22 protein-coding genes and 3 pseudogenes are annotated in these 20,039 nt (G+C 68.7%); 12 read left to right on the plus strand and 13 right to left on the minus strand.

What is annotated here, in order from left to right; all coding sequences use genetic code 11:
• The first annotated feature begins 23 nt into the window (after window positions 1–23).
• Both ACFVX4_RS25150 and ACFVX4_RS25155 read left to right on the plus strand, forming a co-directional pair.
• Entirely contained in the window at window positions 24–515 is a 492-nt protein-coding gene (locus ACFVX4_RS25150; RefSeq protein ID WP_389981034.1) for an FBP domain-containing protein, read from the plus strand.
• 281 nt (window positions 516–796) lie between these two features.
• Window positions 797–1,078 carry a hypothetical protein gene (locus ACFVX4_RS25155; protein ID WP_389981036.1) on the plus strand — a complete coding sequence of 94 codons (282 nt, stop codon included), beginning with the start codon at window positions 797–799 and terminating at the stop codon, window positions 1,076–1,078.
• Between the two features lie 342 nt (window positions 1,079–1,420).
• Here ACFVX4_RS25155 and ACFVX4_RS25160 read toward each other — a convergent pair whose 3' ends face one another.
• From ACFVX4_RS25160 to ACFVX4_RS25190, 7 genes and pseudogenes are all read right to left on the minus strand, one after another.
• The gene (locus ACFVX4_RS25160; RefSeq protein WP_389981037.1) at window positions 1,421–1,981 is read right to left on the minus strand and encodes a hypothetical protein; all 561 of its coding nucleotides are present in this window, start codon (window positions 1,979–1,981) and stop codon (window positions 1,421–1,423) included.
• A 1,298-nt stretch (window positions 1,982–3,279) separates the two neighbouring features.
• Window positions 3,280–4,212 (minus strand): CPBP family intramembrane glutamic endopeptidase, encoded by a 933-nt coding sequence (locus tag ACFVX4_RS25165; RefSeq protein WP_389981039.1) that lies wholly within the window; start codon window positions 4,210–4,212, stop codon window positions 3,280–3,282.
• 133 nt (window positions 4,213–4,345) lie between these two features.
• The gene (locus ACFVX4_RS25170; protein WP_389981041.1) at window positions 4,346–4,789 is read right to left on the minus strand and encodes a hypothetical protein; all 444 of its coding nucleotides are present in this window, start codon (window positions 4,787–4,789) and stop codon (window positions 4,346–4,348) included.
• 203 nt (window positions 4,790–4,992) lie between these two features.
• Window positions 4,993–5,181: a hypothetical protein gene (locus ACFVX4_RS25175; RefSeq protein WP_389981042.1), complete on the minus strand. Its 189-nt coding sequence runs from the start codon at window positions 5,179–5,181 to the stop codon at window positions 4,993–4,995.
• Window positions 5,182–5,505: 324 nt separating this feature from the next.
• Complete coding sequence (gene gap, locus ACFVX4_RS25180; RefSeq protein WP_389981044.1) at window positions 5,506–6,504, minus strand: type I glyceraldehyde-3-phosphate dehydrogenase; 999 nt, start codon at window positions 6,502–6,504, stop codon at window positions 5,506–5,508.
• Between the two features lie 103 nt (window positions 6,505–6,607).
• On the minus strand, window positions 6,608–7,564 hold the full coding sequence (locus ACFVX4_RS25185; protein ID WP_389981046.1) for a GlxA family transcriptional regulator: 957 nt from the start codon (window positions 7,562–7,564) through the stop codon (window positions 6,608–6,610).
• A gap of 221 nt (window positions 7,565–7,785) precedes the next feature.
• Window positions 7,786–8,151: pseudogene (locus ACFVX4_RS25190) on the minus strand (helicase); the annotation flags it as partial.
• 81 nt (window positions 8,152–8,232) lie between these two features.
• Here ACFVX4_RS25190 and ACFVX4_RS25195 point away from each other — a divergent pair.
• Window positions 8,233–8,757 (plus strand): DinB family protein, encoded by a 525-nt coding sequence (locus ACFVX4_RS25195; protein WP_389981048.1) that lies wholly within the window; start codon window positions 8,233–8,235, stop codon window positions 8,755–8,757.
• Between the two features lie 748 nt (window positions 8,758–9,505).
• Entirely contained in the window at window positions 9,506–9,655 is a 150-nt protein-coding gene (locus ACFVX4_RS25200; RefSeq protein ID WP_389981050.1) for a hypothetical protein, read from the plus strand.
• Between the two features lie 302 nt (window positions 9,656–9,957).
• Here the strand turns inward: ACFVX4_RS25200 and ACFVX4_RS25205 are convergent, their stop codons facing one another.
• Window positions 9,958–10,299: a hypothetical protein gene (locus ACFVX4_RS25205; RefSeq protein ID WP_389981052.1), complete on the minus strand. Its 342-nt coding sequence runs from the start codon at window positions 10,297–10,299 to the stop codon at window positions 9,958–9,960.
• Window positions 10,300–10,613: 314 nt separating this feature from the next.
• On the opposite strand from ACFVX4_RS25205, the gene ACFVX4_RS25210 reads away from it, so the two are divergent.
• A complete protein-coding gene (locus ACFVX4_RS25210; protein WP_389981054.1) occupies window positions 10,614–11,072 on the plus strand; it encodes a hypothetical protein in 459 nt (152 codons plus the stop codon).
• Window positions 11,073–11,454: 382 nt separating this feature from the next.
• On the opposite strand, the gene ACFVX4_RS25215 is transcribed toward ACFVX4_RS25210, so the two are convergent.
• Window positions 11,455–11,778, minus strand: coding sequence for a nuclear transport factor 2 family protein (locus ACFVX4_RS25215; protein WP_389981056.1), 324 nt, complete (start codon window positions 11,776–11,778; stop codon window positions 11,455–11,457).
• A 9-nt stretch (window positions 11,779–11,787) separates the two neighbouring features.
• Between ACFVX4_RS25215 and ACFVX4_RS25220 the strand changes: the two genes are divergently transcribed.
• A complete protein-coding gene (locus ACFVX4_RS25220; RefSeq protein WP_389981058.1) occupies window positions 11,788–12,426 on the plus strand; it encodes a DJ-1/PfpI family protein in 639 nt (212 codons plus the stop codon).
• Window positions 12,427–13,192: 766 nt separating this feature from the next.
• Window positions 13,193–14,311: a PP2C family protein-serine/threonine phosphatase gene (locus ACFVX4_RS25225; protein WP_389981060.1), complete on the plus strand. Its 1,119-nt coding sequence runs from the start codon at window positions 13,193–13,195 to the stop codon at window positions 14,309–14,311.
• Window positions 14,312–14,671: 360 nt separating this feature from the next.
• Here the strand turns inward: ACFVX4_RS25225 and ACFVX4_RS25230 are convergent, their stop codons facing one another.
• Window positions 14,672–15,391, minus strand: a complete 720-nt coding sequence (locus ACFVX4_RS25230) for an SDR family NAD(P)-dependent oxidoreductase (RefSeq protein WP_389981062.1) — start codon at window positions 15,389–15,391, stop codon at window positions 14,672–14,674.
• Window positions 15,392–15,474: 83 nt separating this feature from the next.
• Between ACFVX4_RS25230 and ACFVX4_RS25235 the strand changes: the two genes are divergently transcribed.
• Together ACFVX4_RS25235 and ACFVX4_RS25240 are read left to right on the plus strand one after the other, a co-directional pair.
• Window positions 15,475–16,032 carry a MarR family winged helix-turn-helix transcriptional regulator gene (locus ACFVX4_RS25235; RefSeq protein WP_385322876.1) on the plus strand — a complete coding sequence of 186 codons (558 nt, stop codon included), beginning with the start codon at window positions 15,475–15,477 and terminating at the stop codon, window positions 16,030–16,032.
• A 333-nt stretch (window positions 16,033–16,365) separates the two neighbouring features.
• Window positions 16,366–16,461: pseudogene (locus tag ACFVX4_RS25240) on the plus strand (integrase); the annotation flags it as partial.
• A 40-nt stretch (window positions 16,462–16,501) separates the two neighbouring features.
• Here ACFVX4_RS25240 and ACFVX4_RS25245 read toward each other — a convergent pair.
• From ACFVX4_RS25245 to ACFVX4_RS25255, 3 genes and pseudogenes are all read right to left on the minus strand, one after another.
• The gene (locus tag ACFVX4_RS25245) at window positions 16,502–17,104 is read right to left on the minus strand and encodes a GNAT family N-acetyltransferase (RefSeq protein ID WP_389981065.1); all 603 of its coding nucleotides are present in this window, start codon (window positions 17,102–17,104) and stop codon (window positions 16,502–16,504) included.
• 124 nt (window positions 17,105–17,228) lie between these two features.
• Window positions 17,229–17,408: pseudogene (locus ACFVX4_RS25250) on the minus strand (hypothetical protein); the annotation flags it as partial.
• 173 nt (window positions 17,409–17,581) lie between these two features.
• Entirely contained in the window at window positions 17,582–18,166 is a 585-nt protein-coding gene (locus ACFVX4_RS25255; protein ID WP_389981067.1) for a helix-turn-helix domain-containing protein, read from the minus strand.
• 110 nt (window positions 18,167–18,276) lie between these two features.
• Here ACFVX4_RS25255 and ACFVX4_RS25260 point away from each other — a divergent pair, with 110 nt between their 5' ends.
• From ACFVX4_RS25260 to ACFVX4_RS25270, 3 genes are all read left to right on the plus strand, one after another.
• Window positions 18,277–18,447, plus strand: a complete 171-nt coding sequence (locus ACFVX4_RS25260) for a hypothetical protein (RefSeq protein ID WP_389981069.1) — start codon at window positions 18,277–18,279, stop codon at window positions 18,445–18,447.
• Between the two features lie 42 nt (window positions 18,448–18,489).
• On the plus strand, window positions 18,490–19,512 hold the full coding sequence (locus tag ACFVX4_RS25265) for an NAD(P)/FAD-dependent oxidoreductase (protein ID WP_389981071.1): 1,023 nt from the start codon (window positions 18,490–18,492) through the stop codon (window positions 19,510–19,512).
• A gap of 96 nt (window positions 19,513–19,608) precedes the next feature.
• Window positions 19,609–19,899: a thioredoxin family protein gene (locus ACFVX4_RS25270; protein WP_389981073.1), complete on the plus strand. Its 291-nt coding sequence runs from the start codon at window positions 19,609–19,611 to the stop codon at window positions 19,897–19,899.
• Window positions 19,900–20,039 lie beyond the last annotated feature (140 nt).

Consider the following 20,039-nt stretch of genomic DNA (forward strand, 5'->3'; position numbering starts at 1 on the left):
TTAGGCAAACTAGCCTGCGGTTTATGAGACCTCTGACCGAGCGGGAGATCCGCACCGCCTTCGTGAACTGCACCAAGGGCGAGGCCAAGCGCCTGTCCATCCCCCACGACCTGGCCGAGCGGCCCTGGGACGACCTGGACTTCCTCGGCTGGAGGGACCCCCAGGCCCCCCACCGGGCCTACCTCGCCACCGAGCTGGACGGCCGCCCGACAGCACTCGCCCTGCGCTGCCCCACCAACACCCCCTGGCAAACGCGGAGCAGCATGTGCTCGATGTGCTTGACCACCCACACCGGCGGCGTCTCACTCATGGTCGCCGCGAAAGCAGGCAAGGCGGGACAGCAGGGCAACTCGGTGGGCGCCTACATATGCAGCGACCTCGCCTGCCCGCTGTACGTGCGAGGCAAGAAAGACGCGGGCATCGGTGCACGGCTCCACGAGTCGCTCACCTTGGAGGAGAAGATTCTGCGGACCGTTACGAACCTCACGGCGTTCATCGCCAAGGTGACCACATGACGCAACCAGCCACGGACATCACGCTGTGAGTACTCAAGAGTCGACGCGTGTGCCTCAGAGGCTGTCGGGGGCGCCGACTGCTGTTCCCGCCTGCGCCGGTTCCACGGAGTGGACCCGGCATCGCCACTGCCGTCCGGGCGCCTGAATGAGCCGATCGTTCCGCCCGGGTCACCTCTCGGCCGCGGCGCCCTGCTGTGATCGCCTCGAACGTTCGCGTGGCGGCGTTCGCGGGCCGCTCCCGGAACCGGGCGACGCAGACGTGCCACTGCAGATCGGCGTTGGTGATCCGCAACCGCCTGATGCCGTCCGCTTCGGCTGGCTGCGGGGCCGCTATTGCGTTCTTCACCACGATGGCTTTCTCGACGGTTCCCACCCCGCTGTACGTGCTCTACGCCGAGCGGCACGCGCTGTCGCCGCTGACGATCACCTACATCTTCGCCGTGTACGCGTTGGGCGTCATCGCCGGCCTGATCGCGGTCGGACACGTCTCCGACTGGGCACGAAGATCCACGTCAAGGACTCCTCGTGCTGCGCAGCCAGCCGTAAGATCGCCGGCGTCTTGAGGCGGTCAACTCCTTGATCGGCTCGTCGCGTGCCACAACCCGCACGGCCAGCTCCCCGTTCGCCTTCTTGAGGTGTTCGATCCGGGCCTTGCGCGGGCCGACGATCTGTCCGGCTGCCTGCAGCTCTCGCAGTCGCCTGCCGAACTCCACAGCCAGGTGCCGGCGGGTGCCGGACCTGACGGGTGCCATCCCGGTTCCGTCTGGGGCAGAAGCCGGTGCGGGTGACGCCGACGAGGGCGGCGAGGGCCTTGACGTCGAGCCATCCCAGATGTCCACGGGAACCTGGTGGTGGACCCCGGTTCACCTTGTGGGGGATGGCTGTGTCCCGGGAGAGCGGGGCCGCTACCCCGGGAAGGGGGCGACCGTCTGTCCGCCGGTCAGCGCGTTGAGCCGGGCGGCTGCGTCGTCGTCGAGGAAGAAGAGCGTCATGGCCTGGCCGTTGTGCCGGACATGGAAGCGCCGGTCTCCGTGTTCCAGCTCGTCGATGAGATAGCTCACGACCATCAGGTCGGCCCAGTCGTCCCTGACTTCGATGGGCCAGTTGACCCGCCGGCCGTCGGCCGTGTATTCGATCCACGCCTCCTCCGCGCCGAGGTCGACATGGTCCCGCAGGCCGGACAGGGCGTCCGGCAGGCCGGCGATCCGGCACAGCTGCCGGGCGATCGCCACGTACGAACCCCGGCCGCGGACGCACTCGGTGTCGAAGTGCCATGCCCGGTCGCAGAACCACCGCTCCCACGGCTCGTCCTCGACCGCGCAGCCCAGCGCGAACAGCACCAGGTCGAACGGCTTGCGCTCGTATGCCTCCCGCGGCCACGAGTACAGCAACTCGTCCACGGTCCGGCCGGCCGCGAGCGGCAGCCCCAGTTCCGCCAGCCTGTCCAGCTGATCTTCAAGACGCATGACCGGGATCGTAACCACTACCTCGGACAACGCCCCCGGACGCTGTGAGGCTGGCTCCGCACCCGGGGTGCCGCAGCGCCAGGGTTCGGCACGCTCATGCCGGTCGGCAGGACGGATGTGCGTGTGGCAGTGGCGGTCGGCCAGTGCCACGACGTCACCGGACAGGGACTCTTCACCGACGTGGCGATCAGGCGCAAACTCCGCAACACCATCGCCCTCATCAACGCAGGCAAGCCTGGATACGACATCTGCGCCTTGAACGCCCAGCACGAACGAGGACTCCGGACCGCAGCACTCAGGCGGTCCGCACCGTTCGGGTCCTGCCCGTCGGCGCGCCCGCGGTATCGGAGTTCCGCACGGCCCACATCGTTCCGGCAGCGGGCAGGCCGCGCCCGAGACACCGGTGAAGACCCGGGACATGGCGTCCGGCGGCTTCCACCAGGCACTCGTCGCCCATCGGCAGGCGTGGTCCGGCGAGGCGGTTGTCGATGACGTCCCCGACTCCGTCGTCCGCTCCCAGTAGCAGTCCTTCATGCTGCCCCTCGCCCGGTACGTGCCCGGCGGGATCGATTCCTCGCCCTCGCCCTCGCCCTCGCCCTCGTCGGCGGACGCCGGCTTGCTCGACACCACATACGTGCGTGCCGGCACCGATCGTCAGGCCGGCCGATGGGCCACGCATGAGATCCGGCACCGCCCGATCCGACCGTTCGTGAGAGCGGGCGCCCATAGTGCGTGGTCATGACAGCCCCGATCAGCCTGCATGTCCTGACAGTTGACGAACTGCTACCAGTGCCGGCTGAGCATTTCGGCCCAGAACGCGCATTCGTGACGGGTCCCCTCCCGAAGGTGCCCGATGCCTACGTCTGGTCGACCGACAGCAGAGTGCTCTGCATCGGGAGACCCTGATGACAAGTAGCAGCAGGTCCGGCGCGGATATCGACGGCGGCCACATCGGACTCGCCGTCACGATCACTGCCTTGGTCGTCATTGCCGCTTTCGCCGGCCCCCGCTGGACTTTGATCACCGCAGGGTGCTTCACCGCCTGGTTCATCCTCGCGCTGGTCGTGTGCGGCAGTCTGCGGAGCAGATCGTTTGTCAGCGTGCTTTCGACATGGACGTTCAGGTTGGGAAGACCAGTGTCCGTTTGCGTGGCTCCGCCCTGGACGGGTGCGGTGCGTGGGGCGTACGTCAATGGGTTCACGCACTGTGGATGAGCACCTGGTCGTGTACTTTCAGCCCGCACCGCCTTGACCAGGCCCTGGTGGCTCGGCCCGTGGCCGGCCCCGCCGAACACGCACTTACAGTTTGCGGATCGATGCGGGGCGAGGGACGGTTCGGGCCGTGTAGAAGGATGGCTGGAGTCGGCCGGTCAGCGCCAGGAAGGCGACGAACGCGCCTGTGACGATCCAGCCGGGCCATCCGGCCATGCTCATGTGCAGGGGATCCAGTGCTGCCTTGGAATCGGCGAACTCCTTGACCATCTCGACACTCACCGAACTCACGAACGCATGGCCGATGACGGCGGGTACGACCGAGCCGGAGCGCAGACGCAGCCATGTGAAGACGGGCAGGACGAGGAGGCAACTCACCAGCATGGCGGGCACCGACACATACCAGGGCCGACCTGGGTACTGGCCGCCCATCAGCAGCGTGGGCAGGTGCCACAGGGCGAAGGCCGCGCCGGTGATTGCGTACGCCCGTATCAGGCTCCGGCGGTCACCGTCCTGCGCGAGGCGCGGAAAAAGGTAGCCCTGCCAGCCCAGTTCCTCGCCGAAGAACAGCGGAAGCGACACCAGCATGTTCAGCACCGCTGCGGCCGCCCACGCGCCGAGCCCGTTCCAGTGCACTCCACCGAACGGGTAGCGGCCGGCGAAGGTGCCGATGACAAGAGCAGCCGTGGTGAGGCCGGCGGGGACGACGAAAGCCATCAGGCACGCCCGTGCAGCACGCCCCCAGGGCTTCGTCCAGCGCAGGGCGAGCGTGTCCCGCACCCGGCCGCTGCGCTCGACACAGCGGACGACGAGGATTGCGGCGAGGGCAGGCGCCAGCATCGCGGCCGCGATGCACACCTGCTCCAGTGCACCAGTCTCCTCGCGTGCGTCGCCGCGCTGGTAACCGCTGGCCAGGAGTGGTGACATGGCCGCCCACATGCCGATGTAAGCGACACCGAGGAAGATGAACAGACCACGTCGCCGGTTGACGAGCGGTGAGTGCCTGGTTGAGAGCGTCATGACGTCGAACCTACGGATCAGCGCAGCAGCGAGGAATCCAGCTGGAGCGCGTATCGACAGTGGAGCCAACCCCACTTCCTGCATGGGGATCTCCCCACCCATCGAGACAGTCAACGGTTGACTTCGGGGTTCGTCAGGACCAGCAGAGCGCGCAGGAGGTGGGTGGCACGAGCGGGGTTGGTGCGGAGTTCGGCTTCTCGCGCAGCGGTTCCAGCTTGCCCCGCACGCTGACGTCCACCCCCAGCATCTCGCCGACCTGCCGGGCCATGACCGGTCCGGCGGCCTTCCGCACGGCGGCGAGGATGCGCTGGTAGTCCGACGGGCGCGTGCTCTCCTCCACGTCCGGCGCGCGGTGCGGGATCAGCATGACCGCCCGACCACCCGCCTGGCCGGGTACCGGCGCGGCCGAGGCGCGCTCGTCGGCCAACTGCTTGCTCACCCGCTCAAGGACGCGTTCGGCGACGGCGAGTTCGTCCCGCTCGGCCCTTGCTTCCGCCAGCTCCTTGGCCAGCCGCTCTTCGAGTTCATCCAGTTCCGCGCGCCGCGCGGTGATCCATTCCGACAACTCGGGATCCATGCACCGGATCGTAGGAGGACACCGGGACACCGGGACACCGGGACACCGGGACACCGGGACACAGCGAACAAGAACCCGCAAACCGACCGCTGACGGGAGATCTACTCCTCAGACAGCCTCAGACAGCCGCCCGTGACCAGCGCGAGTACCCCGAGAACCGGTCACGCCAGCCCTTTGACCAGCGACTTCGAGTTGGCGGAGGCTCAGTGCGAGCCGGGTCCGGCCGCCGCCCCCTGTTTTCCAGACGGACGGGTCGCTGCGTGGGTGACATCGACGAGCTGGCCGTCCAGGGCGCCGCCGACGAGCTCGACGTACTCGCGGCCGGGCTGCTCGTAGGGGTCGGGATCGTCGTGGTCCGATCCGTACACCCGTCGCTGCGGTAGTCCAGTCATGCGATCAGGCTGGCACCGGCCGCCCGGCGACGTCATCCGTTTGTGACTGAGCGCTCCAGCCGGCCCGGCTGGTCAACTAGGCCCTGTCGTCGAACTGCCGTCTGCCGTCTGCCGTGCGGCGTCTGGCACGCACGCTCGCGGCGTTGCCGAAATGCCCTGGTAGCTCCGCTACGAGACCATTCCGGCGCCTTGCGATCGCACGCACCGGACGCCGCGCGGCCGCCCTCCGGGCGACGACGGCAGTTCGACGACAGGGCCTAGAGCGCTCACAGGAGGTGCTGGGCGGCGCGGTCGCCGGACGTGAGGTACCGCCCTGGCGTTTGGTCAGTGGGTGGCGAGGAGCTCGAGCGTATCGATCACGCGGTTCGAGAAGCCCCACTCGTTGTCGTACCAGGCGGCCACCTTGACGTGGCGCCCGTCGACGCGGGTAAGGGCCGAGTCGAAGATCGACGAAGCGGGATTGCCCGTGATGTCGGACGACACGAGCGGGTCGTCCGAGTACTCGAGTACGCCGGCGAGCGGCCCCTCCGCTGCGACGCGGTATGCAGCCAGCACTTCGTCGCGCGTCACGTCGCGGGCGACGGTTGTGTTGAGTTCGACGATCGAGCCCACCGGGACCGGCACGCGGATCGAGTCACCCGACAGCTTGCCGTCGAGGTTCGGCAGTACGAGGCCGATCGCCTTGGCGGCGCCCGTCGTGGTCGGCACGATGTTGACAGCGGCGGCACGGGCCCGGCGGGCGTCACGGTGCGGACCGTCGTGCAGGTTCTGCTCCTGCGTGTAGGCGTGCACCGTCGTCATGAAGCCGTGCTCGATGCCGGCGAGGTCGTCGAGCACCGCGGCCAGCGGTGCCAGTGCGTTGGTCGTGCACGAGGCGTTCGAGATGATGGTGTGCATGTCCGGGTCGTACGCATCCGTGTTGACCCCGAACGCGAGCGTGATGTCGGCGCCGTCCGACGGAGCACTGACGAGCACCTTCTTCGCGCCCGCGTCGAGGTGGCCGCGGGCGGCCTTGGCCGACGTGAAGCGGCCGGTCGCCTCAAGCACGATGTCCACGCCGAGCTCGGCCCACGGCAGCTGCGCCGGTTCGCGCTCGGCGAGCACCGTGATGCGACGGCCCGCTACAACGAGGGCGTCCCCGTCGACGGTCACCGGGCGACCGAGCCGGCCCGCCGTCGTGTCGTAGGCGAGCAGCCGCGCGAGGGAGACGGGCTCCGTGAGGTCGTTGACGGCGACGACCTCGAGGTCGCTGTCGCGCTCGAGCAGCGCGCGGAACACGTTGCGTCCGATGCGGCCGAATCCGTTGATGGCGATGCGAGTCATGAATGGTGTCCCTTCGGTTCACCATCAATTTCGCGTGCTGCATCCGCCCGCGACAGCGGCATGATCGCCACGGTTCAAAAGGATCTCGCCAGGTGGCAGCGGACTACTCACCCTGGGTGAAGGTGCGCCGGTACTCGCTCGGCGTCGTGCCGAGGATCCGCTGAAAGTGCAACCGCAGATTGGCACCGGTGCCGAGACCGACGTCGGTGGCGATCTGCTCGACGCTCCGCTCCGAACATTCGAGCAGCTCACGGGCCAGGTCGACGCGGGCGCGCATGACCCACTGCATCGGCGTGTATCCCGTGTCCTCGACGAAGCGACGCGAGAACGTGCGCGGCGACACCGCCGCATGCCGGGCGAGCGCTTCGAGGGTGAGGGGCTCGCCGAGTCGGTGAAGCGCCCACTCGCGGGTGGCGGCGAACCGCTCACCGAGTGGCTCGGGCACGCTGCGTGGCACGTACTGCGCCTGACCGCCGCTGCGGTAGGGGGCCGCGACAAGGCGCCGGGCCGCATGGTTCGATGCGGCCACTCCGAGGTCACCGCGCAGGATGTGCAGGCACAGGTCGATGCCCGAGGCGGCGCCGGCCGACGTCAGCACGCTGCCCTCGTCGACGAACAGAACGTTCTCGTCGACCTGAACGAGCGGATGCCGTGCCACCAGTGCCCGCGTGTAGTGCCAGTGCGTCGTGGCGCGCTTGCCGTCGAGCAGGCCCGTGGCGGCGAGCGCGAAGGCGCCCGTCGAGATGGCAGCGAGCCGCGCGCCCCGGGCATGGGCGGCGATCAGTGCGTCGAGGACGGCCCGCGGGGGGTCGTCGCGGTCCGGGAACCGGTAACCGGGGACGAAGACGATGTCGGCCCACGCAAGTGCGTCAAGGCCGTGGGCGACGCCGTACGACAGGCCATCGCCGCCGGTCACGAGACCGGGTTCCGCCCCGCACACCCGCACCTCGTACGGCATGCTCGCGCGGGTCGCGAAAACCTGCGCGGGAATTCCGACATCGAGCGGCTTCGCACCTTCGAGCACAAGTACGGCGACGCGATACAGGCGGGAGGCTGGCACGGGAGAGAGGCTACGTGGGGTGTGCCTTCGATACGCCCACTGCGTGGACCAGGCGGATGACACCGGCCGGACCGTCTTCCCCGTCGCGGTCCACCGCCGTCCGTGGGAGCACGGCGTTGCTGCACTGCGACGGGTTTTCGCTGTATGAAGCGACGGTGGGGTTCCTCGACCGTGAGGAGGTGATGATCGCGCTGACGGAGCCGGGCATCGAGCTAGGCCCTGCCGCACAGCCAGGCCGACCCCACCCGGTCCGGCGGGACGTGGCGGCCGGCCTCCGCTCGTAGAACTCCGCGTCGATCGACGACTTCGGCAGGTCCTCCGCTTCGGCAGGTCCTCCGACCTCACCAGGTCTTCATCCGACGCGTCGGTGACGTACAGCTCCGCGGCCGTCTCCGGCAGCTTCTCCGCGAGGGCCGCGGCCTCCTCGACCTTCTGGCGGAAGGTCATGACGGTGCGCAGGTTCCACCTCGCCGCGTGCTCCAGGAGCGCGGTCCGCAACAGGGCGAGGTGCCGGCGCCGCAGCGCCTCCTCCGACAGCCCGAGGACCGGCGGGGGGCGCGGATCTCCAGCACGTCGATCTCGAATCCGCGTTCCCCGACGCGCGACCGCGTGTTCATCGCCGGCGAAGACGGTCGTAGGGTCAGGACTGCTTCTGGCAGGGTGCGGTCATGAATACGACCCCGGATGGACGTCCGATCCCGCCTGCGCATGCTGACGAACGAGTCATGCTGGAGGCGTGGCTCGACTTTCACCGTGCGACTCTCGCCCTCAAATGCTCGGGCCTCGAAGATGATCAATTGCGACTGACCTCGGCACCGTCGTCGATGACGTTGCTGGGCCTCGTCCAGCACCTGGCCGAGGTGGAGCGCAACTGGTTCCGGCGTGTGTTTGCAGGCCAGGACCTGCCCCCGGTTTTTGGGGAGAGCAATGGCGACGGTTTTGCCCTTGATCCGGACCGAGGATTCGAAGAGGCGGTGACTGCCTGGCAGACGGAGATCGCTCGGGGCCGCGAGCTTATCGCCGCCGCGTCGCTGGACGATTCCGGGCATCTGTCCGAGCAGGAGGCTGGTCATGTAGGAGATCAGGGAGTTTCCCTGCGCTGGATCATGGTTCACATGATCGAGGAGTACGCGCGTCACAACGGCCATGCCGATCTGATCCGAGAGCGCATCGACGGAGTTGCCGGGGCGTGAGACGCAATGGCGAGGTGGGAGCGACCGAGCAGTCGGCCGTCTCCCGGCTCGGCAGGTGTGGAAACCACACATCATGACGGGGCAGGGGGACGACGCCGCCGGGGCCGTCCCCCTGCCGCGATTCCGGGACGGCTGCTGGAGAGGCGCGGCTGAACGTGCTCAGCTCGCGGCGGAGCCGCTGCAGCTCGTCGTCCTTGGCGGCCAGGACGGACAGAAGGAGTCGATGGTGTTCTTTGAGCTGGTTGAACTCCGTGTGAGTTCGTGTGAGTTCGCGTGATTTTGCTGGTGAGCCGCTGGTTGAGGTCGCGCAATCGGGCGATGCGGGCCGCGCGCGGATCGGGCCGCCGGCCCGCTGCCCAGGCGGTTGCCCGCCGCTTCTCGAATCCGTAAATACTCGCCGGTGGCTGCTCGGCAGGCCATCAACCGGGACTTCATCCCCTACGCCCGGCCAGCCCGTGAAGTGGATTTCATCTTTGTTGGGCGATCGTGGCGCACGAACTTGCCCATTTGCTGGAATGCCACGACGTGCGGGACGACACACCGGGCAAGGAGATCCACGCCGATCAGGTGGCTATCAGCTTGCAGCTGGCGCGAGGCGGCACTCAGAAGGCAGTGGACGGGACATCGGCTCTGGCGGCCATGGCCGTGAGTGTCGGCGGGCCGGCTTTCTATCTCCTAGCTAGGCAGCCTCTTTTACCTGATCACGGCCTTGGGGGATTGGCCGCGGCAACAGCCCATTGATTCACATATGAAGACGATCGCATCCTTGAAGGTGCGATGGCTCTACTACCGCAAGTACCTCACGGACCTCGGCTTGCCCACGGAAATGCAGATCACCGATCATGTCGTCGGTGTCCATCGGATGGTCAGCCTCTGTATCGAGGCCGTGCGCCCCTGACACCATCCGGAGGAAATGCCATGGAGTTGAGAAAAAGGCGTCGGAACGCACCTGAGAGAACCCGGAACCTGCTGGTCGGCGCAATGCTCTATGACACGAGCCGCGAGGTCCTGGTCGGGAAGCGGACCGGAGCGCCGGGAAGGGGCGCTGTTCCCGCACACAGGCAGGGACAGGGGCGCGATCGGGCCACCGCCCGTAATCCGATCCTCATGCTGGTCGGGCGTGATCGCATCACAAAGACGCCGGCCGGAGTCGCGCACGCCGACAGGGGCCGCCGGCCCTCGGGCGGGCCTCCCGCCCTCTCAGGGCCGTGCCCCGGGCCCGGTGACGACGAACTCCTCGCCGCTCCAGCGCACGACAAGCTCCCGCACTCCGGCCGGACCGAAGCGTTCATACAGCGCGCGAACGAGGCGGGCGCGGTTCTGGATGCAGCGCACGGTGCCCTCCAGCGTCATGGGCAGCTGGCCTTCCGCCTCGCGCAGGACATCGTCGGCGAGCGCGTTGGGCCCGCTGTCCTTCGGCAGCTGGTCGACGCCGACGGCAGCATGCCCGAGATCCAGCCCGGCGAACTGATGGCGGGAGGGCGCGGACCGGCCGGTGCGGTGTCTCCCCCTTGGTGGGGCTCGGCACCCGAAGGACAGCATCGGGTTGCAGCACGTCCTCGGAAACGAGGCGGTACATGACCTGGCGCAGCCTGACACCGCCCTCGTAGCTCTACACGATCTCCCGGGCCCGGCCCACGACGACCGGCCACCGGATCCGCTCACTCGCCACACCGGTACTCGTACCCCTTCGCGCCGTTGTGTGCTCCCAGCAGCGGTCAGGGGCTGGTCTGGGCTCGGGCTAGATCCGTGCCCGGGGGCGGGTGCGGCCTCTGGGGGGACTGCTGGCCCCCTCTGCGCCTACCGCTAGAGTGCGATGCTTGTTCGATTCGCCGTGAGGCGGAGGGGGAGGGGTTGTGAGCGCACAACTGAGGGACATCGCAGGTGAGTTGGCGGAGATCTTGTGGCGGGAACACACCGTGTACCGGGAGCGGTCCGGCGGTGTGGTCATCCGGGGTGAGCATGTACGGCGGTGGATCAGCCTCGCTCCGGCGGGCGGCCGGGACGAGATCCTCGTACGCGCGGGGCGCATCCTGGACGGCGGCACCACCGCTCCGGCGCGTTCGGAGGCCGTGGTGCCCCTCTCCGCCACTACAGACGTGCTCGCCGCGACCTGCCGTCGCCTGCTCGCCGAGACGGCGGCCGATGCGGCGCTGGTCGTGCCGCGGGCAGCGCCCGGGCGGTTCAATCACTCCGGGAAGGCCGCGCGGCCCAAAGGCAGTGGGAAACACACCGGTTTCGGTTCATGGGTGATCATCGCCTGCGTCGCCGGTGTGATCGCCATGTACGTCTACAGCACCGCGATGCACGGCTAGGCACGGTTTCTCGGATCTCCTGATCCGAGTGGGGTGTCGGGGCAGGCTGGCTTCATGAGCCGGGGGATCTGACGAACGCGGAGTTTGTGCCGTGAGGCGCTGTTGATCCGAGCGGAGGTGGGAGACTTTCGCCGCTGACCTGCCAGGACGAAGGTGACGGGCCGGCATCGCCCCTCGGTGACGAGGTGAATCTTGGTGGTGAATCCTCCGCGGGAACGTCCAGATGGAAGCCGACCTGTTCAGCGCTCCGAACCGGGGCACAGAACAAGGCGCTTCCGGCAGGCCGTCGAGGGCCACTCCACGTGAGACCGGTGACCCGTGGCAGCCAGGGCTGAGCACCGAACACCCTCTGACGGTTCGTTCGGTCAAGGAGGTCCGGCGATCAGCCGAGGAAGTCGACGTGGTCGATCAGGCCGTCGCGGACCCGGTAGGCGACCAGCACGCGGAGGGGGTCGTCCGTGATGCCGTGGGCGATCTCGTGGTCCACCACCCAGTCGCCCTCGGTGAGTCGGCCGACGATCTCGGCCCGGCAGCGGCCCTTGGCGAACATGTCGGCGTACGCCTCCCGCACGGCGTCGCGCCCGAGCAGGTCGCCGCTGCGGCGGTTGATGCAGACGTCGGGGGCGTACGTCGCCGCGAAGGCTTCGAGGTCATGGCTGTTGTAGGCGGCGAGCTGGCGTTCGACGATGGTCTCTGGGGTGGTCACCAGTTGATCATGCAGAGTGTTCCCTCGCTCGTCCAGGGAAGACCGGGATTACTTGCCGAGCGGATCGTCTTGTCGCAGTGGGCGGACTTCGCCCCCCGTACGAGGTCTTCTCGGCTGCCGGGTTCTTTCACCCCGCGCCCGGTCGAGGTCCGCTACGTGTCGGCCACCGGAGCCCGCACGGTGACCGCTGCCTACGGCACGGTGATCCGAGGCATACACCACTGGGCCCCGGACGCGGCGGACATTCTCGTCGTCCCCGGCGGCGGTTACGCACGTCGCGACAGTCCCGGCGTCTGGGCCGAGATCGACCGCGGCACCTTGCCCCGAGCCCTTGCTGCCGCCACCCGCCCCGGCCTCACCATCAGCGCCCTGTGCACCGGCGTCATCCTCCTCTCCGCCGCCGGCCTCACCCACGGCCGCCCCTGCACCACCCACAACAAGGCCAAGCCCGACCTGGAGCGGCAGGGCGGTCTCCTCAAGAACGCCCGCGTCGTCGACGACGGCGACCTCGTCACCGCCGGCGGCATCACCTCCGGCCTCGAACTCGCCCTCTGGCTCAGCCGCCGCGAACTCGGCGCCGACGCCGCGACCGACCTGGAGGCCATGCTGGAGTACGAGGCCCGCGGCACCGTCCGGACAGCAGGGTAGGAGGACGCGAAGCCGGCCGATACGGAGAGAGTCGGCCCGACCGGACATCTGAACGCTCAGAGAACGAGCTCGTCCTGTACAGGTGGAGCCCGTGATACCGCAGGTCGTCGGGCCTGCGAGCTTCAGGCACCAGGGCTGAGTCGCGTCGGCCGGGGGCTGCGGTGTGGGGGCATCACGTACGAGGGCGACACCAACGCCGGGTGCTCCTACCCGGACCCGCCGGTCTGCGTGTAGCCGGCTCCGGCTTCCGTAGCCCGGTCGACCTCGCGGGCAGCCTGGCGGACATGCTCGCCATCCTCGGCGAGGACGACCGCCGGAGTGACGTCCCCGACTGGAGTCGACCACCGCCGCGGCCCCGGGATGCGGACCGGAGCCCCGGGAGGAGTTCCCCGCTCAAGGCGTGGCAGGGCGCGGCCGGGCCACTGTCCGTAACCGTAGTCCGATCCTTGTGCGGGGCGGGTGTGATCGCATCACGGAGACGCCGGCCGCGGCCGACCCAGCCGCACCGGCAGGGCCCCGCCGGCTCTCCGGGCGGGGCCCTGCCGCCCGCTCACGACGGCCGTGTCCCGGGCTCGGTGACGACGAACTCCTCGCCGGTCCAGCGCACGACCAGCGCTTGCACGGCCTGAGAGAAGACCCGACTCGTGCTCGTCGGCTGGCTGGGGGTGCGTAATCGATGGAGCATGAGGGGTATATGGGTGTGCGACGTTCGTGGGATCACCTCCTGGAGCCCCCATCAGGCCGTGGTCTGGTGGGGATCCCGTTCGTGCTGATCGTGACGATCACCGTGCTGGATATCTACACCGGTCGCGATGTCCAGCTGGGCCCCCTGCTGGTCATCGCGCCCGCTCTGACCGCCTCCCTCGCCGGGACACGGCTCACCGCTCTCGCCGGGGTCCTGGCAGTGGCGGCCCAAGTGTTCATCGCTGTCTTCCTCGGCGCACTGACCACGCCCAACCGCCTGGCGCAGATCATCGCGCTGACCGTGCTCTCCGCCTTGGTGGTCTTCATGCGGTTTGTGCGGGAGCGGCGCGACCGGGCGCTGAGCCTGGCACGCTCCGTGGCGGAGACGGCTCAGCGGGTTCTGCTTCGGCCTCCGCCACGCCGGATCGGGCCGTTGCAGGTGGCATGGCTGTATATGTCCGCGCAGGACGAGGCCGAGATCGGGGGCGATCTGTTTGCGTTCGCCCGCGCCGCGCATGCCGCGACCCGGGTGGTCATCGGCGATGTCCGGGGCAACGGGCTGGCCGCCATCGGTGAGGCCTCGCTGGTGCTGGGGGCATTCCGTGAGGGCGCTCACCGGTATGCCACCCTCCCCGAGCTGGTAACTGCCCTCGAAGACAGCGTCTCCCGGAACCTGGAGGACGTGGCGGACACCGAGCACGACCCCGGCGAGCACTTCATCACCTGCCTCGTCCTGGAGATCCCCGACGACGCCCCGTCGGCCGCCGAGATGATCAACTGCGGGCATCCCCCGCCTCTGCTGGTGCACGATCAGCGGGTCACGGTGCTGCATGCCCGACAGCCGCTGCCTCCGCTGGGCGTGTACGAACGACCGATCGAGGACGACCGCATCGACCCGTTCACCCTCACATGCGGTGACATGCTCGTCCTCTACACCGACGGAGTCATCGAAGCCCGCTCGCCGTCCGGAGCGTTCTACCCGCTCGCCGAACGAGTCGCCTCCTTCCCCACCACCAGTCCCGATACTCTGCTGCACCACATCCACCGCGATCTGCTCGCCCACATCGGCGGCCACCCCGCCGACGACGTCGCACTCCTGATCATCGAATGCACCCCGTCCCACCGGCCGCACCTCACACCCCATCCCCTTGGTCACCACCGGTACCACCTCAGTGGATCGCCCCCGCCCCCAGGCCGCTGAACCCAAGATCCGGGCGACCCCGGCGGGTGGTGTCAGGCCCATTCCACACCGAGCTCTCCGACCTGCGCCCGCTCGCGCAGAACGGGGCGACCGGCAGTTCCGGGAGGACCGTCGTGCTCCGTTCCCGGTACAGGGTGCAGTTCGCGGTGGTGATAGGAACCTCAGTTGTGGGGGCGGCGGCGGGGGCCCGGGTTCTCGGGTTCGACGGGGTGCTCGGCGGCGACGCGGATTTCCGGGGCAGTGCCATCGAGAGGGTCCAGGCACGGGTTCTCCTGGCCGCCCGTCGGCCCCGGGAGGGCAGCGCGCTCGCCGAAGCAGTCGGCGGGCCGGCCGTTGCGGCCCCCGCGCATCCCGCCCCGATCAGCGGGTCCCGTGTGCGCCCCCGTTCACGTGCAGCACCTGGCCCGTGATGTGGCGGGCCCCGGGGGAGGCCAGGAAGGCGACCGTGGTCGCGATGTCCGTGGGAGTACCGGCGCGGCCCGTCGCCGTGGCGGAGACGAGGGCGGTGCGGCGGGTGTCCGGGAGACAGTCGCGGAAGAACTCCGTGTCGGCGATGTAGCCGGGCGAGACTACGTTCGCGGTGATGCCGCGTGGGCCGAGCTCGCGGGCCAGATCCAGGTTCCAGGTGGCGAGCCCCGCCTTGGCGGCCCCGTAGGAACCGGCGCCCTGGTCGGCGGCGATCGAGCCGATGTGGACGACCGCGCCGCCGGGGGAGAGCCGTTCGTACAGCGCCCTCGTGGTCAGTGCGGCACTCACCAGGTTCGCGTCCAGATTGGCGCGGAAGTCCCGGGCATATGCGGCCAGGTCCGTCGCTCCATCGCTGTCGAAGTCGGTGTTCCCGCCCGCGTTGTTCACGAGGACGTCGATCCGGTCCGGCAGCTCCGACAGGAGGGCGGTGAGCGCCCGGGGGTCGGTGTGGTCGCACACCAGCGCGCGGACGCCGGACTCCGCCGCCAGTTCATGGAGCGGACCGGGGCGGCGACCGGTGACGATCACCGTCTCGTCCTGCTCCGCGAAGAGCCGGGCGGTCGCCCGGCCGATGCCCGTACCGCCACCGGTGACCATGATGGTGCGTGTCATATGCTGACTCCGATTCTTCTCCATTGAGGTCTAAATTTAGATCTAAACGTACAGGTGGGAGTGAGGCCGTGGCAAAGGAACCCTTGACGACAAACGGCGAGGACGGTGCGGGGCGCGATTCCGCGCAGGACATCGCCGCCGCATGGGAGCGCGAGCGCCCTGGCACTCCGGCCGACTCGATCGGGATCGTCACGCCCATCTGGCAGCTCGCCAAGCTCTTCGGCGACGACCGGCGCCGGGTGCTGGCACGTGCCGGGGTGGACTCCGCGACTCTCGACCTGCTCAGCGTTCTGCGCCGCAGCGGCCCCCCGTACACCCTGAGCACCCGCGAACTCGGGCGGCGTGCCCTGGTCACGGCGGGAGCCATTTCCCAACGGGTGGCCCGCGCCGAGCGGGAGGGGCTGGTGACTCGGCAGCCCGGCACCGGGCGCCCCCGTACCGTCCAGATCGCCCTGACCGGGGCCGGGCACGATCTTGTCGAGGCCACTGTGGACCAAGTGCTCCTGCGCGAGGCCGAGTTGATCGGAGGACTCGCCCCCGACCAGCGGAACAGGTTGACGGAACTGCTCCACCTCCTGCTGACGGATGTGCAGCAGCGTATCGGCGACGACCGCATCACCCAGGTGGGCGGCGAGGAGTGACCAGTGCCGGGGCCATCGGGGAAAGGCCCCCGCACGTTGGCTGAAACCCCGAGCTCGTCCCGGAAGACAGCAGAGGCGAGGAGCACAACGCGCCGAGTGTCCCCGCGCTGCCCCTGTTCCGCCCGCTCTATCAGCGCATGCCGAGGGCGTTGAGGTCGGTGCGGCGTTGTTGGGTGAGTGTGTCGGCGCGTTTGCGGGTGTTGTCGAGCCAGGTCCCGAGCTTGACCCCGACGGGCCCGTCGGCTCCGTCCTCCTGACGGCCTCCCGGAGCATCTCCCGGCTCGGTGAGTCGGAAGCGGCGTTGCCACCCTGCATCCCAGGCCGGGCGCTCGCGCCAACGCCCGCCACCACGATGTCCTGGCCGCCGACCGCAAGGAACGTGCCCGCATCCGCAGTGAGAAGGGCATCTGCTGGGGCGGGCGCCTTCTCGAGGCCGTTGTTTGTTCCGGCCTGATCCAAACGACAGGGCCTAGCGGGGGTCCTTGCGCATGCACCACGTGCGAGGGCCGTTGTCGGGGAGCAAGATCTCGGCTGTCACCTTGAAGCCGAGGCGCTCGTAGAATTTCACGTTCCGCTCGCTGGAGGTCTCCAGGAACGCCGGGTACCCGGCGTGTGCAGCCGCCTCGATGCCTGGGACGAGCACTGCACTACCAAGGCCCTGCCCCTGGGCTTCAGGGGCGACTCCTACCGTGTTGAGGAACCACGCCGGCTCTTGCGGCCGGTACGGTGCGACGGCCTGCTCCGCAGACTCATATGCAGCCGCCCGGTCACCGGCGAGGTCGCCAAGCAACGGGCCGACCTCAGCAAAAGCGGGCGAAGGGTCCTGGTCAGGAGCGGCCCAGACAGCGACGGCGCGGCCCTCGTCCGCAACCCACACGCGCCCGTACACCATTCCGACGCGGGTCAAGCAGAGCTCTTGGAAGCGCCGGATCCGGTCCTCGTGGTCGTCTGCGGCGACCACGTGCCGGGTGTAGGGGTAGTCGGCGAAGGCCCGGGTCAGGGTCTCGACGGCGGCGGGGATGTCGACGTCGGTGATGGGGCGTACGACGGGGGCGTTCTGGTTGTGCGGCATGCCGGTTGAACGGCCTTGCCAGGAGGAGAGTTCCCGGGAGTATCTGCACGCGGCAGCTTCGTGAGAACAGAGTCGACTGGCTTGGCTGATGTCCAGTGCTGTGGCCGGAGAGCTCTGCCGGCGTGGTGTGTGTGGAGAGCTGGGCAGCGACCAGGAGGTCGTCCGGCTGAAAGGCCGGCCGGTCCGGACTACACAGGAACATAGGCGCTCGGACAACGCGGCGCCCGCGCAGCGGTGTTGCCGGAATCGCTTGGTGACCGTTCGGAACGCCGCGGATGTTGCCCGGCAGCTCGGACAGGGCCGCGTCGCGGCCCCACGAACCGCATACGGTCCGAGGTGGCCCCCAGCGCGTGGTTGTCCGGAGTTGTTCCCGACAACCTCGCTATCCGCAGGAAGGGGGCCTTTGGTCGCCGCCCTGACCAGAGCTCCGAACCCCGAACTGAGCATGCCGTATGCCCGTCCGGCGGGACGTGGCGTTCAGCGGGAGCGAGGTTCGGCGCGGACATGTACGCGCTCTCCCTGGCCGCCGAAGAGGTTGAGGACCTCCACGGCCGAGTCACCGACAGACCCGAACCAGTGGGGCAGGCGGGTGTCGAACTCGGCGGCCTCTCCCGGCTTGAGGACCAAGTGTTGTTCGCCCAGGACGAGCCGTACACGTCCGGACAGGACGTACAGCCACTCGTACCCCTCATGCGTGCACGGCTCGGGCCGGTTCTGGGCGGCCGGGATGACCGACTTCCATGCTTGCAAGGGGCCCGGCCGGTTGGTCAGCGGAATCAGGGTCCGGCCGTTGCGCACGCGTGGTCTGCTGTGGATCCGGGGGTCGCCGACCTCGGGTGCCCCGACCAGCTCGTCCAGCGGCAGTTGGTGGGCCTGCGCGATCGGCAGCAGCATTTCGAGGCTCGCGCGGCGCTGGCCGGATTCCAGCCTCGAAAGTGTGCTCGTGGAGATCCCCGTGGCCTCGGCCAGTGCGGACAGGGTCACGCCGCGCTGCGTACGGATGTGTCGGAGCCGCGCGCCGACCTGCGCCAGTGTGGCGGCAACGGGGGATTGCTCGTCCATGAACCCCATTCAACCCAAGCCGTTCCGAAAACGGCAACAGAAGTTGCTCAAAGCGCAAAACGGAGGTCCGAGACCAGCATCTCGCCGTCCTCGGCACACACCCGGATGCTGTGCATCAGCCCCTGCTTCTGCGCCAGTGGAGCGAGGGCATCGTCTTCCTCGCGCAGACCCTCGAACTGTCCCCGCCCGAGCGGGAACGGGAGGAGGCGTTCGGCGTGAACATCGTGCAGGGCAGGGCAGGGCAGGGCGATACTTGCGGAAATGGCAAGTTCATTTGCTGATGTCTCGGTTAGGGATGCACGCTCGGGGCGGAGGTGATTGCCATGAGCGATACAACAAACAATCCGCAGAACTCCCCTGCTGACGATGGCGTGTATGACGTGGTGGTTGTGGGCGCGGGCGCGGCAGGGCTGAGCGCCGCCCTGGTCCTGGCCCGGTCCCGCCGCCGGGTTGCGGTGGTCGATGCGGGAGAGCCGCGCAACGCTCCTGCCGCGCATATGCACGGCTTCCTGTCCCGGGACGGGGTGCCTGCGGCCGACCTGCTGGCGGTGGGGCGGGCCGAGGTCACCGGCTACGGGGTGGACCTGTTCGAGAGCCGTGTGGATGAGATCGACCTCGGCTTCTACGTCCGGCTGGACGGCGGCGCGGTACTCAGGGCCCGCCGGGTGATGGTGGCCACCGGACTGCGGGACGAGCTTCCCGCGATCCCGGGCGTACGCGAGCGGTGGGGCAGGGACCTGCTGTTCTGCCCCTACTGCCACGCGTATGAAGTACGCGACCAGCCCATCGGAGTGCTGGGCACCCACGCGGGCGCGGTGCAGCACGCGCTGCTGTTGCGACAGTGGTCGCACGACATTGTTTTCTTTGCGCACACCCTGGACCTCGGCACGGAGGAGCGCGAACAGCTGTCCGCCCGCGGAATCACTGTCGCTGATGGCGCCATCAAGCGCCTGGTGACGGAAGGCGACCGACTGCGCGGCGTCGAGCTGGCCGAGGGCCATGTCTACCCCCGCTGCGCGGTCTTCCTCTTCCCGCACATGGTGCCGCACGACACCCTGCTCACCGGCCTGGGGTGCGAGCGGGACCAGAACGGCTGGGTAACCACCGACACTGCGGGCCGGACCAGCGTGTTCGGGGTATGGGCGGTCGGCAACGTATCCGACGCGAAGGCGCTCGTGATCACCGCAGCAGGGCAGGGCGCCGCGGCCGCGTTCGCGCTCAACCATGACCTCGTCGCGGAAGACATCGAGCGTGCCGTGGAGAACAGCAGACCCACGTCCCGGACGCCCAAGCACTTCCCGCAGTCGGCCCTGCAGTCGGCCCCGCAGGCCGCCTTGTCCGACTGACCCCGGCCGCTTCGCCAGCCGTCTCCCGGCACATGCCGTCCGGGCCCGCCGGGAGCCACGCGCATACACGAACCCACCAAGAAGGAGAGTCTCACCATGGCAGCAAAGTCCACCGGACCCGTGGACAGTGTCACCGAGCAGACATTTCCCGCCCGCGTACTGAAGGCGGAGCGGCCCGTCCTGGTCCAGTTCTGGGCCGCGTGGTGCGGGCCGTGCATCAAGGTCACTCCCATCATCGAGGCGCTGGCCGCCGAACACGCGGGCGTCCTGGACATCGTCAAGATCAACGTGGATGAGGAGCCCGGACTGGCGGACCGGCATGGAATCTCTTCGATCCCCGCCTTCGTGGTCTATGAGGGGCCTCGCGTTTTCCGGACAGGCGTCTGACTGTCTATTTCACGCGGCGATTCGCAACTTCTCGTACTCGGCGTGGATTTCGCGCGGAGGGCGGTAACCCACGGCCGAATGAAGGCGCTTGCGATTGTACCAGAATTCGATGTAGCAGGTGATGTCCCGCCGGGCGGCCT

Source organism: Streptomyces sp. NPDC058240 (assembly GCF_042882135.1).
GTDB lineage: Bacteria > Actinomycetota > Actinomycetes > Streptomycetales > Streptomycetaceae > Streptomyces.

Bases quoted from the DNA above. Each gene is read 5' to 3' on its own strand.
- ACFVX4_RS25150 (WP_389981034.1), top strand. From the start codon at position 24: ATGAGACCTCTGACCGAGCGGGAGATCCGCACCGCCTTCGTGAACTGC.
- ACFVX4_RS25160 (WP_389981037.1), bottom strand. From the start codon at position 1,981: ATGCGTCTTGAAGATCAGCTGGACAGGCTGGCGGAACTGGGGCTGCCG.
- ACFVX4_RS25165 (WP_389981039.1), bottom strand. From the start codon at position 4,212: ATGACGCTCTCAACCAGGCACTCACCGCTCGTCAACCGGCGACGTGGT.
- ACFVX4_RS25170 (WP_389981041.1), bottom strand. From the start codon at position 4,789: ATGGATCCCGAGTTGTCGGAATGGATCACCGCGCGGCGCGCGGAACTG.
- ACFVX4_RS25175 (WP_389981042.1), bottom strand. From the start codon at position 5,181: ATGACTGGACTACCGCAGCGACGGGTGTACGGATCGGACCACGACGAT.
- gap (WP_389981044.1), bottom strand. From the start codon at position 6,504: ATGACTCGCATCGCCATCAACGGATTCGGCCGCATCGGACGCAACGTG.
- ACFVX4_RS25195 (WP_389981048.1), top strand. From the start codon at position 8,233: ATGAATACGACCCCGGATGGACGTCCGATCCCGCCTGCGCATGCTGAC.
- ACFVX4_RS25200 (WP_389981050.1), top strand. From the start codon at position 9,506: ATGAAGACGATCGCATCCTTGAAGGTGCGATGGCTCTACTACCGCAAG.
- ACFVX4_RS25205 (WP_389981052.1), bottom strand. From the start codon at position 10,299: ATGCTGTCCTTCGGGTGCCGAGCCCCACCAAGGGGGAGACACCGCACC.
- ACFVX4_RS25220 (WP_389981058.1), top strand. From the start codon at position 11,788: ATGCAGAGTGTTCCCTCGCTCGTCCAGGGAAGACCGGGATTACTTGCC.
- ACFVX4_RS25230 (WP_389981062.1), bottom strand. From the start codon at position 15,391: ATGACACGCACCATCATGGTCACCGGTGGCGGTACGGGCATCGGCCGG.
- ACFVX4_RS25245 (WP_389981065.1), bottom strand. From the start codon at position 17,104: ATGCCGCACAACCAGAACGCCCCCGTCGTACGCCCCATCACCGACGTC.
- ACFVX4_RS25255 (WP_389981067.1), bottom strand. From the start codon at position 18,166: ATGGACGAGCAATCCCCCGTTGCCGCCACACTGGCGCAGGTCGGCGCG.
- ACFVX4_RS25265 (WP_389981071.1), top strand. From the start codon at position 18,490: ATGAGCGATACAACAAACAATCCGCAGAACTCCCCTGCTGACGATGGC.
- ACFVX4_RS25270 (WP_389981073.1), top strand. From the start codon at position 19,609: ATGGCAGCAAAGTCCACCGGACCCGTGGACAGTGTCACCGAGCAGACA.